Annotated in this window: 13 protein-coding genes; 10 read left to right on the top strand and 3 right to left on the bottom strand. The window is 53.4% G+C overall.

Translation table 11 applies throughout. The features are described from left to right. Positions 1–34: 34 nt before the first annotated feature. Both pyrE and rph read right to left on the bottom strand, forming a co-directional pair. Complete coding sequence (gene pyrE / locus JBO43_RS19770) at positions 35–676, bottom strand: orotate phosphoribosyltransferase (protein ID WP_103947707.1); 642 nt, start codon at positions 674–676, stop codon at positions 35–37. Positions 677–737: 61 nt separating this feature from the next. Then, entirely contained in the window at positions 738–1454 is a 717-nt protein-coding gene (gene rph, locus JBO43_RS19775) for a ribonuclease PH (protein WP_095280146.1), read from the bottom strand. A gap of 125 nt (positions 1455–1579) precedes the next feature. Between rph and JBO43_RS19780 the strand changes: the two genes are divergently transcribed. From JBO43_RS19780 to JBO43_RS19790, 3 genes are all read left to right on the top strand, one after another. Then, positions 1580–2443 (top strand): YicC/YloC family endoribonuclease, encoded by an 864-nt coding sequence (locus JBO43_RS19780; RefSeq protein WP_202674889.1) that lies wholly within the window; start codon positions 1580–1582, stop codon positions 2441–2443. Between the two features lie 204 nt (positions 2444–2647). Continuing rightward, complete coding sequence (locus tag JBO43_RS19785) at positions 2648–3265, top strand: trimeric intracellular cation channel family protein (protein ID WP_103947705.1); 618 nt, start codon at positions 2648–2650, stop codon at positions 3263–3265. A 116-nt stretch (positions 3266–3381) separates the two neighbouring features. Next, positions 3382–5034 carry a phosphoethanolamine transferase gene (locus JBO43_RS19790; protein WP_202674890.1) on the top strand — a complete coding sequence of 551 codons (1653 nt, stop codon included), beginning with the start codon at positions 3382–3384 and terminating at the stop codon, positions 5032–5034. On the opposite strand, the gene ligB is transcribed toward JBO43_RS19790, so the two are convergent. Beyond that, positions 5031–6701 carry an NAD-dependent DNA ligase LigB gene (ligB, locus tag JBO43_RS19795; protein WP_202674891.1) on the bottom strand — a complete coding sequence of 557 codons (1671 nt, stop codon included), beginning with the start codon at positions 6699–6701 and terminating at the stop codon, positions 5031–5033. The genes JBO43_RS19790 and ligB overlap by 4 nt on opposite strands. 250 nt (positions 6702–6951) lie before the next feature. On the opposite strand from ligB, the gene gmk reads away from it, so the two are divergent. From gmk to JBO43_RS19830, 7 genes are all read left to right on the top strand, one after another. After that, positions 6952–7575 (top strand): guanylate kinase, encoded by a 624-nt coding sequence (gene gmk / locus JBO43_RS19800; RefSeq protein ID WP_095280135.1) that lies wholly within the window; start codon positions 6952–6954, stop codon positions 7573–7575. 54 nt (positions 7576–7629) lie between these two features. Next, positions 7630–7905 (top strand): DNA-directed RNA polymerase subunit omega, encoded by a 276-nt coding sequence (gene rpoZ / locus JBO43_RS19805; RefSeq protein ID WP_095280132.1) that lies wholly within the window; start codon positions 7630–7632, stop codon positions 7903–7905. 19 nt (positions 7906–7924) lie between these two features. Next, entirely contained in the window at positions 7925–10036 is a 2112-nt protein-coding gene (gene spoT / locus JBO43_RS19810; protein WP_095280128.1) for a bifunctional GTP diphosphokinase/guanosine-3',5'-bis pyrophosphate 3'-pyrophosphohydrolase, read from the top strand. 4 nt (positions 10037–10040) lie between these two features. After that, positions 10041–10730, top strand: a complete 690-nt coding sequence (trmH, locus tag JBO43_RS19815) for a tRNA (guanosine(18)-2'-O)-methyltransferase TrmH (protein WP_095280125.1) — start codon at positions 10041–10043, stop codon at positions 10728–10730. Between the two features lie 3 nt (positions 10731–10733). Next, positions 10734–12815, top strand: coding sequence for an ATP-dependent DNA helicase RecG (recG, locus tag JBO43_RS19820; RefSeq protein ID WP_202674892.1), 2082 nt, complete (start codon positions 10734–10736; stop codon positions 12813–12815). A 103-nt stretch (positions 12816–12918) separates the two neighbouring features. Continuing rightward, positions 12919–14313 (top strand): nucleobase:cation symporter-2 family protein, encoded by a 1395-nt coding sequence (locus JBO43_RS19825; RefSeq protein WP_103947701.1) that lies wholly within the window; start codon positions 12919–12921, stop codon positions 14311–14313. A gap of 118 nt (positions 14314–14431) precedes the next feature. Further along, entirely contained in the window at positions 14432–16147 is a 1716-nt protein-coding gene (locus tag JBO43_RS19830; RefSeq protein WP_202674893.1) for an AsmA family protein, read from the top strand. Positions 16148–16552: the final 405 nt, after the last annotated feature.

Raw genomic sequence — 16552 nt, forward strand, 5'->3', positions numbered from 1 at the left:
GGCCCGGTAAGCGCAGCGCCACCGGGCAATTCAGTCAAACGCCAAACTCTTCCCGATACGCCCGCACTGACGCCAGGTGATCCGCCATCTCAGGTTTTTCTTCCAGATAAGCAATCAAGTCTTTCAGGGTGATAATCGATGCCACTGTGCAGCTGTAATCGCGTTCAACTTCCTGAATCGCTGAAATTTCGCCGCGACCACGTTCCTGACGGTCCAGAGAGATTAATACTCCCGCAAGCGTCGCGCCATTAGCCTGAATAATCTCCATGGATTCACGGATTGCAGTTCCGGCGGTGATCACATCGTCCACCAGCATTACTCGCCCTTGCAGCTCGCTACCGACCAGATTGCCACCTTCGCCGTGCGTTTTAGCTTCTTTGCGGTTAAAGCAGTACGGCACATCGCGATCGTGGTGCTCAGCTAACGCTACCGCGGTGGTTGTCGCAATCGGAATACCCTTGTAAGCCGGACCAAACAACAAATCGAAATCAATCCCGGAATCCACCAACGCTTCGGCGTAGAAGCGGCCTAACAAGGCCAGATCGCGCCCGGTATTAAACAGGCCGGCATTGAAGAAATAGGGGCTTTTGCGCCCGGATTTCAGCGTAAATTCGCCGAACTTAAGTACCTGCTTGTTAAGCGCAAACTCAATAAACTGGCGCTGATAGGGTTTCATGGATTTGCTCCTCATTAACTTTTCTACGGACAAAAAAAAGGGCGACAACGTCGCCCTTAAATCAATTTTCTAACGCCGCTTTCTGCGCCGCGACAATGGATTCGATTCCCCCTCGGGCTAACGCCAGCAAGGTAAGAAGTTCTTCGTGGGTGAACGGCTCGCCTTCTGCCGTGCCCTGCACTTCAATAATACGACCGTCTTCGGTCATCACCACGTTCATGTCGGTTTCTGCTGCTGAGTCTTCAACGTACTCGAGATCGCAAAGGGCTTCACCCTTCACAATCCCAACGGAGACTGCGGCAACCATCCCTTTCATTGGGTTGGTTTTGAGCTTTCCTGCGGCAACCAGTTTGTTCAACGCATCGGCTAACGCCACACACGCGCCGGTAATAGACGCGGTACGCGTACCGCCATCGGCCTGAATCACGTCGCAGTCCAGGGTAATGGTAAATTCGCCGAGAGTTTTGAGGTCAACGGCTGCGCGCAGTGCGCGAGCAATCAGACGCTGAATTTCCATCGTACGACCGCCCTGTTTCCCTTTTGCCGCTTCGCGAGCGTTACGGGTGTGGGTTGCACGAGGAAGCATGCCATATTCAGCAGTGATCCAGCCTTGCCCCTGGCCTTTCAGAAAACGCGGAACGCCTTCGTCGATAGAGGCGGTGCACAGCACTTTGGTGTCACCGAATTCAACAAGTACGGAGCCTTCAGCGTGAATTGTATAGTTACGGGTCAGGGTGACGGGGCGCACCTGATTGGCGCTACGGCCTGCTGGACGCATGATGATATCTCCGGCTTGAAACGAATGTGGCTGCGCATTATACGGATTAAACGCGCTTATTCCTATCCTGACAAAGCCCCGAAAGCTATAATCCCCCCATCTCACCTCCAAAAACGGACATGTCTATGATTCGCAGTATGACCGCCTACGCCCGGCGTGAAATCAAGGGTAGCTGGGGTAGCGCTACCTGGGAAATGCGCTCGGTAAACCAGCGCTATCTGGAAACCTATTTCCGTATGCCGGAGCAATTCCGTAGCCTTGAGCCGGTCGTCCGCGAACGCATTCGTGCTCGCCTGACGCGCGGTAAAGTGGAATGTAACCTGCGTTTTGAACCCGATGCGAGCGCACAAGGGGAGCTGATCCTCAATGAAAAACTGGCTAAGCAGCTGGTAAATGCCGCGAACTGGGTCAAGATGCAGAGTGACGAAGGTGAAGTTAACCCTGTTGATATCCTGCGCTGGCCGGGTGTGATGGCTGCGAGAGAGCAAGATCTGGATGCCATCACCACAGAAATTATGGGTGCGCTGGATGGCGCTCTGGATGACTTCATTATCGCCCGTGAAACTGAAGGTCAGGCGCTTAAAGCGATGATTGAACAGCGTCTTGAAGGCGTTAGCGCAGAAGTCCTGAAAGTCCGTGCTCATATGCCTGAAGTTCTGCAGTGGCAGCGCGAACGCCTGCTCGCCAGACTGGAAGACGCCGAAGTCCAGCTTGAAAATACCCGCCTGGAGCAAGAACTGGTCCTGATGGCGCAGCGCGTTGACGTGGCTGAAGAGCTGGACCGTCTGGAAGCTCACGTGAAAGAGACCTACAACATTCTGAAGAAAAAAGAAGCTGTGGGCCGTCGCCTCGATTTTATGATGCAGGAATTTAACCGCGAATCGAACACGTTGGCCTCCAAATCAATCAATGCTGAAGTCACGACTTCCGCGATTGAACTGAAAGTGCTGATTGAGCAGATGCGCGAGCAGATTCAGAACATCGAGTAATCGTATGGGTAGCTCACCGCGAGCTACCCATTATTTTTTCTCATGGATGAAAACCACCTTCACTCATAACAATCCTTATTTAGTGCAACAAAAACCCAATCAATAAATTAGTTTAACTAAGCCAAATAGCTTCGCCTTAGAAAATCTCAATCGTGATCTCCCCCACAAAAGGCTACTCTGCCGCCAGTTTTTCTGGAGGCGATAATGCTGTTACATATTCTTTATCTGGTTGGTATCACAGCCGAGGCGATGACTGGCGCCTTGGCTGCCGGACGTCGACGTATGGACACTTTCGGAGTGATCATTATCGCAACCGCAACGGCACTGGGCGGCGGATCTGTTCGCGATATCTTATTGGGGCACTACCCACTCGGCTGGGTCAAACATCCTGAATATGTGGTGATCGTTGCCGTCGCTGCTGTGCTGACCACCATTGCAGCCCCTGTCATGCCTCATCTACGACGTCTGTTTCTGGTACTGGACGCATTAGGTCTAATTGTGTTTTCCATTATTGGCGCACAAATCGCGCTGGATATGGGAGAAGGTCCAATCATCGCCACCATCGCCGCTGTCGTAACGGGCGTATTTGGCGGCGTGTTGCGCGATATGTTCTGTAAACGCATTCCACTGGTGTTCCAGAAAGAGCTTTATGCCGGGATTTCCTTCGCATCAGCAGTGTTGTATATCGCCTTGCAGCATTATGTTTCAAGCCATGATGTCGTTGTCATCGCGACATTGCTTTTCGGTTTTACCGCGCGACTGTTGGCGCTGCGTTTAAAACTCGGGCTGCCTGTTTTTCACTACACCCACGACTCGCACTGAGTTCTTAACGTAAGGACAACGGGCAGAAAAAAAGCACTTTTCGTGGGCTTATAATATATCTAAAAACGAATACAATACCGCTCTGTAACCGCCCTGGAAATTTGCGTTAAGAACCAATGTCATTTGCCAAAGCCTCTGTTCTCACCATAGATAAAAAGCTCAGCAGCCATTTTTTAATCCTGCTGCTAATCTCCGTGCTCATACAAATATGGCCAGTGTACTTTACGCAACCTGCACGTTTTGTGGTACGCATTGCGATTTGTAATAGCCTTCTGTTGCTCGGCGCTTCGGCTATCTATCGCTACCTTCCAGGTAAAATTATTGCCTTCATTCTTACCGCCCTGCTGACGCTCAATTTTGGGATTGCATTCAGTACCTGGAACGTTTACCAGAGCGAGTTCAACACTGTTTTTGCCATGAGCATTCTGGCAACTCACGTTGCTGAAGCAAAAAGTATGTCAGGCTTATATCTCAGTAGCCTTCCGGTGATCGTTGCCTATTTTATTATCACCTTCTACGCCATTAAATCGCTAAGTGAAAACCTTTCAGATCGGGCAAAAACGATAAGCATAATATTGCTGGTTGGTTACATGGGCTGGTACTCAACGGCTAGCTGGCTGAAAAAGCGCAAAGACCTCGAGGTCTACTATCCACTTAGTTCGCGAATCCTGACAAACACGCCGTTTTACACAGGCTCAGAGTTCATTATTGCTCACCGGGACAGCGCGTTGGCTGACAAAATCAGTCAATACAATGTCCATTATCCCGCCCTGCAATACCATCAGACCGGTATCGAAAACTATGTGGTGATCGTCGGTGAATCAGCGCGCCGCAGCAATATGCAGCTTTACGGATTCAACCAGGATACAACGCCTGTCGAGTCGGCCTTTAAGCACAATGCGCTGATCTTTGCTCATGCTATAGCCCCTGCTTCAGCCACTGTACTGGCTGTCCCCATGATCCTTAGCAAAGCCGATCCCGATAACTTTACCGTCGATAAACTGGCAGATAACATTGTTAATGTTGCGCATAAAGCGGGCTATCACACTGAATGGATTAGCGCGCAAGGGAACTCAGGAAAGAGCAATAACTATATTGTTGCCATTGCCTCAGCCAGCCGAAAAGCGCAGTGGATTAATACACAATATGACACCGAGCTGTTGCCCGCCCTCGATGATGCGCTGAAAAAGCCCGGTAAGAAATTCATCGTGCTGCACATCAACGGCAGTCATGAAATGGCGTGTGATCGCTACCCTGAATCAGCAAACGTTATTAATACCGGCGATAAATACGAAGATTGCTATAACAATGCGATCCGCTATACCGATTACTTTATCGGCGAGGTTGCGAAACGTTTGCAAAGCAGCGCGTCTTCAATTCTCTATTTCTCCGACCACGGGCTAGAAAAAAACCCGCAGTTGGAATCTATTTATATGCATGGCTCCCGTAATCCAAGCAAAGAGGCTTACGAGGTTCCGCAGTATATTTGGTATAGTCAGCCTGCTCTCGCCAGCCAAAAACGCCAGTTAGGGTGGGTTCCAGGCTTCTGGTCCACAGCAAATAACTATGGGCTAATGCTCAGCTGGCTTGGCATCTCCACAGGCGTTGAAAACTGCAGTTCTGTGCTGGAAACCTGCTACCAGGAACCCACATTGCTCCCGGTTATGGATGGCGGTCGCCATATTTTCGATTACGACCAACTGCGTGAAACGTTTAGCTCAGCGGATAAAAACACCCCTTGGCGAAAGGCCAAAACAGGGTCGCTCTAAAATCCCTTAACGCCTTGCTCACCTAGCCATACCGCAAGGTTCACGATCACGGGATCATGAAAAAACGCGACCAGCCTTTGCGCTTTTTCCGGGCCGATACCGGGAAGCTGATGCCAGCTTCCCGCATCTTTATCGCGTAATTCTCGCCAGGAACGTTCATTAAGCGCTTTTATAGCAGTTGTCGGCAGTGGCACCCCGAACGCACTCATCCATCGCGTAAACGGCTGCTGGCGTGCGAACTCAAAGCGGTGCCATAGCTGTAAACCGCGTGCAGAATTAAATCCTGGCGTACTCTGGAGCTGCTCTTTGGTTAACGCCAGCCAGGAGAAAATGTGTTCAAAATGGTGTGCTTGATGTAATAGCCGCCAGTTCGAATCGCCTAATCCCTCAATATCAAGAACCTGTCGAGAGCTCAGCCAGACGAAACGAGCAAAAAACTGTTCCAGACAATCCGGCGATGCATAAAAACAGGTCAGCGGACTAAAGTGCGATGCAGGGGGGACCGGTTTGATACGGTCAACGCCCCGCCATACAACGTTATCCACACGCGGTATCCCCTGCCCCGCAAGACTCACCAGCACCTGATCGCCGGGCGCAATATCCAGCGTTCGCCAGCGTCCAACCGAACCCAAACTCACCCGCTGTACGCGCTTGTCGTCCAGTTGCACAGGTTCAAGTACGGCGACAACGGAGATCTTGCCCGTTCGCCCAACCGCAAATTGAATGGCTTTGACTTCGGCAAGCTGCGAAACAGGCAAATACTTCCAGGCAACAACCCAATCCCCTTCACCGGGTTGCCAGCGCTCGCCCGCTGGCTCAATCGCGGAACGAACAACAATGCCGTCAGTGGCAAAAGGTAGAGGCGATGTCTGCCACTGGTTTTTAATTTGTTCAACCTCATCAGCTGTTCTAACGACTCGCGTATAGCGCTCAGTCAGAGCAAAACCCGCTTTCGTCAGCTCAGCCAGACGTTGCGCCATGCTTTGTGGACCATCAGGCCAGGCCCAGATAAATACACCGAGATTATCCAGCACCGGCTGATGGGTCTGGCGCATCATCAAACCGGCAACTTTAGCTCTGGCGTTCATTCCTCCCATCTGCTGCTGAACATGCCCGTCGCTCAGCAAGAACAGCTCCCCCTGGAGAACGCTGTCAGCCAGTGGGCCTTGCAGGATTAAGGGGATCATAGGGATTTTTTGTGCCTGTACCGTCCAGTCCTCTCCTTTGATGCCATCTCCACGGCTGATCGCCTGCACTAACTTCCCTTTTTTATAGACTAGTGTTACCGCCACACCATCGACTTTCGGCTGTGCCCACAAGTCATGGTGAACTCTCAACCACTTGCGTAACTCTTCTTTACCCACCACTTTATGTACGCCCGTATGCGCAATGGGGTGTTTTATCGTGCCGCTGGCCAAGGGAATGTCATCAGAAACCGGTTCGTCGTCAAAACAGCGTCTCCATTGCGCTAGCCGTGCGTTCAGTTGATCGTACACCTCGTCGCTAACATCGCTTTTTCCCTCTTTCCAGTAAGCCTGATTCCAATGGGCTATCTGCGCACTTAGCCCCGTAATTTCCTGCTTTGCTTTCATGTGTGACCAGTCAGGGCATATCGCTATTCCACAACCGCTCCACAGCATTAACACTATTCCCACCCATTTCCACATCGTGACGCCTCCCTGTTTTGCGCAAGGTATAACCCTGCTGTTTTGCCCTGACCAGCAGCAAAATCACGATTTACGAGGACGCTTCAGCGTTTTGTTTTAATTGCAGCAAAGAGGTAGAAGAACCGGAAAACGGCACGCAAAAATCAACAATCCAGCGGAAAAAGTGTGACAAAGGCTACGTCACGGAGCGGCGACGTGTATAATAAGCCCGTATGTAGGACTTCATCGCTAACACATACAAAAGACTCTCATGGCTCAAGGCACGCTTTATATTGTTTCTGCCCCTAGTGGCGCGGGTAAATCCAGCCTGATTCAGGCGCTGTTAAAAACCCAACCGTTGTACGATACGCAAGTTTCGGTTTCTCACACCACGCGAGCACCGCGTCCGGGCGAGACACACGGTGAACACTATTTCTTTGTTAATCACGACGAATTTAGAACGATGATTGGCAGAGATGCGTTCCTTGAACACGCTGAAGTATTCGGTAACTACTACGGGACATCCCGTGAAACCATTGAGCAGGTTCTGGCAACCGGCGTGAATGTGTTCCTGGATATCGACTGGCAGGGTGCACAGCAGATTCGTGCGAAGATGCCGCAAGCCCGAAGCATTTTTATTTTGCCGCCATCGAAGGATGAGCTCGACCGCCGCCTGCGTGGACGCGGTCAGGATAGCGAAGACGTTATCGCAAAACGTATGGCGCAGGCAGTTGCAGAAATGAGCCATTACGCCGAATATGATTACCTTATTGTGAATGATGATTTTGATACCGCCTTGGGCGATTTGAAAACCATCATTCGTGCAGAACGTCTGCGCATGAGCCGCCAGAAGCAGCGACATGACGCATTAATCACCAAACTGTTGGCAGACTGAACCCACATTCAGTATCATGCCCAGTCCTTTCTTCATCTGTGGAGCATTTTAAGTATGGCACGCGTAACTGTTCAGGACGCTGTAGAGAAAATTGGTAACCGTTTTGACCTGGTACTGGTCGCCGCGCGTCGCGCTCGTCAGTTGCAGTCCGGTGGTAAAGATCCACTGGTACCAGAAGAAAACGATAAAACCACCGTGATCGCGCTGCGCGAAATCGAAGAAGGTCTGATCAACAACCAGATCCTCGACGTACGTGATCGCCAGGAGCAGCAAGAGCAGGAAGCCGCAGAACTGCAGGCTGTAACCGCCATTGCTGAAGGTCGTCGTTAATTAATCCTGCGGGTCGCCCTTGTATCTGTTTGAAAGCCTGAATCAACTGATTCAAACCTACCTGTCTGAAGAGCAAATTAAGCGTCTTCAGCAGGCGTATCTCGTTGCACGTGACGCTCACGAGGGCCAGACACGTTCAAGCGGTGAACCCTATATCACTCACCCGGTAGCGGTGGCCTGTATTCTGGCCGAGATGAAACTCGACTATGAAACGATAATGGCTGCGCTGCTGCATGACGTGATCGAAGATACCCCCGCCACTTACCAGGATATGGAACAGCTCTTTGGCAAAAGCGTTGCCGAACTGGTGGAAGGGGTCTCTAAGCTTGATAAGCTGAAATTCCGCGATAAGAAAGAGGCGCAAGCCGAAAACTTCCGCAAGATGATTATGGCAATGGTGCAGGATATCCGTGTCATCCTCATCAAACTCGCTGACCGCACCCATAATATGCGCACGCTGGGCTCTTTACGCCCGGATAAACGTCGCCGCATTGCGCGTGAAACCCTCGAAATTTACAGCCCACTGGCGCACCGTTTAGGTATCCATCACATTAAAACCGAGCTTGAAGAGCTGGGTTTTGAAGCGTTATACCCGAACCGCTATCGCGTCATTAAAGAGGTCGTAAAAGCCGCGCGCGGCAACCGTAAAGAGATGATTCAAAAAATCCTCTCTGAAATCGAAGGGCGTTTGCAAGAAGCGGGGATTCCGTGTCGCGTCAGTGGCCGTGAAAAACATCTGTACTCTATTTATTGCAAAATGGTGCTTAAAGAGCAGCGTTTTCACTCGATCATGGATATCTACGCTTTCCGCGTGATCGTTCATGATTCTGACACCTGCTATCGTGTACTCGGTCAGATGCACAGCCTATACAAACCGCGTCCGGGGCGGGTCAAAGATTATATTGCCATTCCAAAAGCGAACGGATATCAATCTTTGCACACCTCAATGATCGGCCCGCACGGCGTACCGGTTGAAGTGCAAATCCGCACCGAAGACATGGACCAGATGGCGGAAATGGGTGTTGCGGCACACTGGGCTTATAAAGAGCACGGTGAAACCAGCACGACCGCGCAAATTCGCGCCCAGCGCTGGATGCAAAGTCTGCTTGAACTCCAGCAAAGCGCCGGTAGCTCATTTGAATTTATCGAGAGCGTTAAATCCGATCTCTTCCCGGATGAGATTTACGTTTTCACGCCAGAAGGGCGCATTGTCGAACTGCCTGCTGGCGCAACGCCGGTCGACTTCGCTTATGCAGTGCATACCGATATTGGTCATGCCTGCGTGGGCGCACGCGTCGACCGCCAGCCGTATCCGCTGTCGCAGCCACTCACCAGCGGCCAGACGGTTGAAATTATTACCGCACCGGGCGCTCGCCCGAATGCCGCATGGCTCAACTTTGTTGTCAGCTCAAAAGCACGCGCCAAAATCCGCCAGTTGCTGAAAAACCTGAAACGTGATGATTCAGTCAGCCTTGGTCGTCGTCTGCTCAACCACGCGTTGGGCGGCAGCCGTAAGTTGGCCGAGATTCCGCCAGAGAATATCCAGCGTGAGCTTGAGCGTATGAAGCTCGCCTCGCTTGACGATCTGCTGGCTGAAATTGGTCTGGGTAATGCAATGAGCGTCGTCGTGGCGAAGAATCTGCAACAGGGCGATGCTTCCGTTGCACAACCCGCCACGCAAGGCCACGGCCATCTGCCTATCAAAGGTGCAGATGGGGTGCTTATCACTTTCGCCAAGTGCTGCCGACCGATTCCTGGCGACCCGATCATCGCGCACGTTAGTCCTGGTAAAGGTCTGGTTATCCATCACGAATCCTGCCGTAACATCCGTGGCTATCAGAAAGAGCCTGAGAAGTTTATGGCCGTTGAGTGGGATAAAGAGACCGAGCAAGAATTTATCACCGAAATTAAGGTCGATATGTTCAACCACCAGGGCGCGCTGGCGAATCTGACGGCGGCGATTAACACGGCCTCTTCCAACATTCAGAGCCTGAACACGGAAGAAAAAGATGGTCGTGTTTACAGTGCGTTCATTCGTCTGACCGCTCGCGACCGCGTGCATCTGGCGAATATCATGCGCAAGATTCGCGTCATGCCGGACGTTATTAAAGTCACCCGTAACCGAAACTAGCATAATGAACTCAAACCGTTATGAGCGTATCTGTGAAATGCTCGCCAGACGTCAACCCGATCTGACCGTCTGCATGGAGCAAGTCCATAAACCTCATAACGTCTCTGCGATAGTGCGTACGGCGGACGCCGTTGGCGTGCATGAAGTCCACGCCGTTTGGCCGAGCAACCGCATGCACACTATGGTTTCGAGCGCCGCGGGCAGCAATAGCTGGGTGACGGTTAAAACACATCGCACCATTGCCGACGCCGTCTCACAACTGAAGGAAAGCGGCATGCAGATTCTGGCGACGCACCTTTCCGATAAAGCAGTCGATTTTCGCGAAATTGATTATACCCGCCCGACCTGCATTCTGATGGGTCAGGAGAAAACCGGGATCACGCAAGAAGCGTTAGATCTGGCGGATCAAGACATCATCATCCCGATGATCGGCATGGTGCAGTCGCTCAATGTCTCCGTGGCCTCTGCGTTAATTCTGTATGAAGCACAGCGTCAGCGTCAGAACGCAGGCATGTACGAACGCGAAAACAGCATGCTTCCTGAAGATGAACAGCAGCGTCTGTTGTTTGAAGGTGGCTATCCGGTGCTGGCTCGCGTGGCTAAGCAGAAGAAATTGCCTTATCCCCACGTCAATGCGCAGGGCGAAATCGAAGCCGATGCCGCATGGTGGTCCACAATGCAGTTTGCAGGGTAATCCATGAACGGCCATCTGCTTGATGCCATTCCGCTAAGCTCGTTAACGGGCGTGGGTGCGGCGCAAAGCAGCAAACTGGCAAAAATCGGTCTGCACACTGTACAAGATTTACTCCTGCACCTTCCCCTGCGTTACGAAGATCGCACTCAGCTTTACGCTATTAGCGATCTGCTTCCAGGCATTTATGCCACTGTGGAAGGTGAAGTCCTGAACTCCACCATCACCTTCGGCGGTCGTCGCATGATGACATGCCAGATCAGCGATGGTTCCGGAATTCTCACGATGCGGTTTTTCAATTTCAGCGCCGCGATGAAAAATAGCCTTGCCGCCGGACGGCGTGTGCTGGCGTATGGAGAAGCCAAACGCGGGAAGTACGGTGCGGAGATGATCCACCCGGAATACCGTGTTCAGGGCGATCTCAGTACCCCTGAATTACAGGAAACGCTGACACCCGTTTATCCCACGACGGAAGGCATCAAGCAGGCGACGCTGCGCAAGTTGACCGACCAGGCGCTTGAACTGCTCGAGACCTGCGCCATCGCCGAACTGCTGCCACCTGAACTGGCGCAAGGTATGATGAGCCTGCCGGAAGCGATTCGCACACTGCATCGCCCACCGCCATCCTTACAGCTGAGCGATTTAGAGAGCGGCCAACATCCGGCGCAGCGGCGGCTTATCCTTGAAGAATTACTGGCACATAACTTGAGCATGCTGGCGCTTCGCGCTGGTGCACAACGTTTTCATGCACAACCTCTTCCCGCCCGTGATGATTTGAAAGATAAGCTGCTGGCCTCCCTGCCGTTCAAACCCACTAACGCTCAGGCGCGAGTGACTGCGGAGATCGAGCGTGATATGGCGCTCGACGTGCCAATGATGCGCCTGGTTCAGGGTGACGTGGGTTCAGGTAAGACACTGGTCGCCGCCCTGGCTGCGTTGCGCGCCATTGCGCATGGTAAGCAGGTCGCGTTAATGGCTCCGACCGAACTGCTGGCCGAACAGCATGCGAATAACTTCCGCAACTGGTTTGCACCGCTTGGTATTGAAGTCGGCTGGCTTGCCGGGAAGCAGAAAGGCAAAGCGCGTGTGGTACAGCAAGAAGCCATCGCCAGCGGTCAGGTACAGATGATTGTCGGCACTCACGCCATTTTCCAGGAGCAGGTACAGTTTAACGGCCTTGCACTGGTGATCATCGATGAGCAGCACCGTTTTGGCGTGCATCAACGCCTGGCATTGTGGGAGAAAGGACTTCAACAGGGTTTTCACCCGCATCAGCTGATCATGACCGCCACGCCTATCCCACGCACCCTGGCGATGACTGCCTATGCCGATCTGGACACCTCAACTATCGACGAATTGCCGCCTGGCCGTACGCCGGTCACCACCGTAGCCATTCCGGATACCCGTCGCCACGAAATCATCGAGCGTGTCCGCAACGCCTGCACTCAAGAGGGCCGTCAGGCTTATTGGGTGTGTACTTTGATTGAAGAGTCCGATCTGCTGGAAGCTCAGGCCGCAGAAGCGACGTGGGAAGAGCTCAAGCTAGCGCTTCCCGAGCTGAATGTCGGGCTGGTTCATGGTCGAATGAAACCTGCTGAAAAGCAGGCCGTGATGCAGGCATTCAAACAGGGCGAGCTGCATTTGCTGATCGCCACTACAGTTATCGAAGTCGGCGTGGATGTACCCAATGCCAGTCTGATGATCATCGAAAACCCGGAACGTCTGGGTCTTGCGCAGCTCCACCAGCTGCGTGGCCGCGTCGGACGTGGCGCGGTGGCCTCCCATTGCGTCCTACTCTTCAAATCACCGCTTTCCAAAACGGCACAAATGCGCTTGCAGGTGCTTCGCGACAGCAACGATGGATTTGTCATTGCGCAAAAGGATCTTGAGATCCGTGGTCCTGGCGAATTATTAGGAACGCGTCAGACAGGTAACGCTGAATTCAAAGTTGCGGATTTATTGCGCGATCAGGCCATGATCCCAGAGGTTCAGCGCCTCGCACGTCACATTCATGAACGTTATCCCGCTCAGGCCGTCGCATTAATTGAGCGCTGGATGCCGGAAACCGAGCGTTATTCCAACGCCTAATAAACACTGACAGAAACAGTTTGTATAATTTATAAATGCAATCGTTTGCTTTTACCATCCGGTCAGATAAAATGCCCGCTTTTCCACCGTGGGATTGCCGCCGATGTCCGTTAACGCCGTAGAGTCTCCTGATGCGCAACCGATTGCGAAGACTCATCATAATAGTGAATTAATCTACCGTCTCGAAGATCGCCCCCCGCTGGCGCAAACGCTGTTTGCCGCGAGCCAGCATTTGCTGGCGATGTTCGTGGCCGTTATCACGCCTGCACTGTTGATCTGTCAGGCGCTCGGTTTACCGGCACAAGACACGCAGCACATCATCAGCATGTCGCTCTTCGCTTCCGGCGTGGCATCCATTATTCAGATTAAAGCCTGGGGTCCGGTAGGGTCGGGGTTACTGTCGATTCAGGGCACCAGCTTTAACTTCGTTGCGCCACTGATCATGGGCGGAACTGCACTGAAAACTGGCGGTGCGGATGTCCCGACAATGATGGCTGCTCTGTTCGGTACATTGATGCTGGCAAGCTGCACGGAGATGGCGATCTCCCGCGTTCTGCATCTGGCGCGTCGCGTGATTACGCCGCTGGTGTCCGGCGTAGTGGTGATGATTATCGGTCTGTCGCTGATTCAGGTTGGCCTGACGTCTATCGGTGGCGGCTATGCGGCGATGAGCGACCATACCTTTGGCGCACCGAAAAACCTGCTGCTGGCGGGTGTCGTGCTGGCAATTATTATCCTGCTCAACCGCCAGCGTAACCCGTACCTGCGCGTTGCGTCGCTGGTGATTGCTATGGCGGCCGGTTACCTGATGGCGTGGGCGCTGGGCATGCTGCCGGAAAACACCGCACAGACCGACAGCCCGCTGATCATGGTCCCCACGCCGTTGTACTACGGCTTAGGCATTGACTGGAACCTGCTGCTGCCGCTGATGCTGGTGTTCATGATCACTTCGCTGGAAACCATCGGCGATATCACCGCGACGTCTGACGTATCCGAACAGCCAGTCTCAGGCCCGCTGTATATGAAACGTCTGAAAGGCGGTGTGCTGGCGAATGGTCTGAACTCGTTTGTCTCCGGCGTATTTAATACGTTCCCGAACTCCTGCTTTGGTCAGAACAACGGCGTGATTCAGCTCACCGGTGTCGCCAGCCGCTATGTTGGCTTTGTCGTCGCACTGATGCTGATTGTGCTCGGACTGTTCCCGGCGGTGAGTGGCTTCGTGCAGCACATTCCGGAACCGGTTCTGGGCGGTGCGACACTGGTAATGTTCGGTACAATTGCGGCATCTGGCGTGCGCATTGTGTCACGCGAACCACTGAACCGTCGGGCGATCATGATTATTGCGCTGTCTCTGGCCGTCGGTCTGGGCGTGTCTCAACAGCCTCTGATCCTGCAGTTTGCGCCTGACTGGGTGAAAAACCTGCTCTCCTCTGGCATCGCCGCAGGTGGTATCACGGCAATTGTTCTGAACCTCGTCTTCCCGCCTGAAAAGAACTGATCCCCATCACGGCAGGCCTCAGCGCCTGCCGTGAAACCGAATTACACCATTCCTGCCTTGAGGATTGCGCATAAATCGTGCATAACTCCTTTATGTGCGTTTGACGGGATGGAAGACCATGAAATTTATTGGAAAGCTGCTGATCTGGATTTTGATTGCGGTACTGATCGCAATCCTGGCACTTTATGTCCTCGTGCAGACCCGATGGGGCGCGGCTCAGGTAAGCAGTTGGGTTACGGTGAATACCAATTACGAACTCAATTTCGACCAGATGGATCATCGTTTTTCCTCTCCTTCACACATCGTTCTGGAAAACGTCACTTTTGGCCGGGATGGCAAACCCGCCACGCTGGTGGCAAAGAAAGTCGATATTGGCTTGAGCAGCCGACAAATCACCGATCCGCTGCATATGGATACCATCACCCTGCACGACGGTACGTTGAATCTCTCCCCGCAGACCGCGCCGCTCCCCTTCCAGGCTGACCGCCTGCAGTTGAATAACATGGCGTTTAACAGCCCGAATACACAGTGGGATCTCAGTGCACAAAAGGTCACCGGCGGCGTCAGCCCCTGGCAACCTGAAGCGGGCAACGTGCTGGGCAAAAAGGCCCAAATCCAGATGAGCGCCGGATCGCTGACGCTTAATGGCGTTCCCGCCAGCAACGTGCTGATTCAGGGCGAGCTGAACGGCGATGAAGTGGTGTTGAGCACCGTCGGCGCAGATATGGCGCGCGGTTCGCTGACCGGAACCGCACGGCGCAACGCCGACGGCGGCTGGGTTATCGACACGATGCGTCTGAACGACATTCGTCTGCAAAGCGAAAAATCACTGATGGATTTCTTTGCACCGATTACCACGTTGCCGTCATTGCAAATTGGTCGTCTGGAAGTGACCGACGCGCGCCTCCAGGGGCCGGACTGGGCAGTGACCGACCTCGACCTGAGTTTGCGCAACCTGACCCTCAGCAAGGGTGACTGGCAGAGCCGGGACGGGCGTTTATCCATGAACGCCAGCGAGTTTATCTACGGTTCGCTGCATCTTTTTGACCCGATTCTGAATGCCGAATTTGCGCCGCAAGGCGTGGCGCTGCGCCAGTTCACCTCCCGCTGGGAAGGCGGCATGGTGCGCACCTCCGGCAACTGGCTACGCAACAGCAAAGCGTTAGTGCTCGACGATGTTGCCGTTGCCGGGCTGGAATACACCCTGCCGCAGAACTGGAAAACCCTGTGGATGGAACAACTGCCGGAATGGCTCAACGGCGTGACCCTGAAAAAATTCGGCCTCAGCCGCAATCTGGTTATCGATATCGACCCCGCTTTCCCGTGGCAAGTCACTTCCCTCGACGGTTACGGTGCTAACCTCCAGCTGGCAAAAGATCGTCAGTGGGGCGTGTGGGGCGGCAATGCGACATTCAACGGTGCAGCCGCCACCTTTAACCGCGTGGACGTGCGCCGTCCGTCGCTCGCACTGGCGGCCAACGCGTCGACGGTCAATATCACTGAACTGAGCGCATTTACCGAAAAAGGTATTCTGGAAGCCACGGCGGCGGTTTCGCAACTGCCGCAACGCCAGACAACGATCAGCCTGAACGGACGCGGCGTGCCGCTGAATATATTGCAGCAATGGGGCTGGCCTGTGCTGCCGATCAGTGGTGATGGCAACATCCAGCTAACCGCCAGCGGAAGCGTACAGGAAAAAGCGCCGCTAAAACCGACGGTAAACGGGAAGTTGAAGGCGGTGAATATGGATAAACAGCAGATTCAGCAAACGATGGCGGGCGGGGTGGTTTCAACGGTTGCGGCGGCGGAGCCAGCTGTTGCCCCCTCACCCTAGCCCTCAAGGGGCTGTGCGGTCTTTACCCCCAAACCGTAGGCCCGGTAAGCGCAGCGCCGCCGGGCAATTTCAGGCTCAGATGCCAACAACAAAGCCGGGTGGCGGCTCCGCCTTACCGGGCCTACAAAACCATATCCCCAAACTGTAGGCCCGGTAAGCACAGCGCCACCGGGCAATTTCAGGCTCAGATGCCAACAACAAAGCCGCGTGGCGGCTCCGCCTTACCCGGCCTACAAAACCAAATCTACCACCGTACAAATCCCCTCGCCCCTTTGGGGTGTGCGGTCCGGGGACATCATGAACACTTGTTCGGGGACATGGTAGACACTTACAACTAAGGCATACGAACCCGTTTTTGGAGTCGCTTATGCCCTGGGATGCGAGAGATACCATGTCATTACGTAC

The organism is Lelliottia jeotgali (assembly GCF_016771845.1).
Lineage (GTDB): Bacteria > Pseudomonadota > Gammaproteobacteria > Enterobacterales > Enterobacteriaceae > Enterobacter > Enterobacter jeotgali.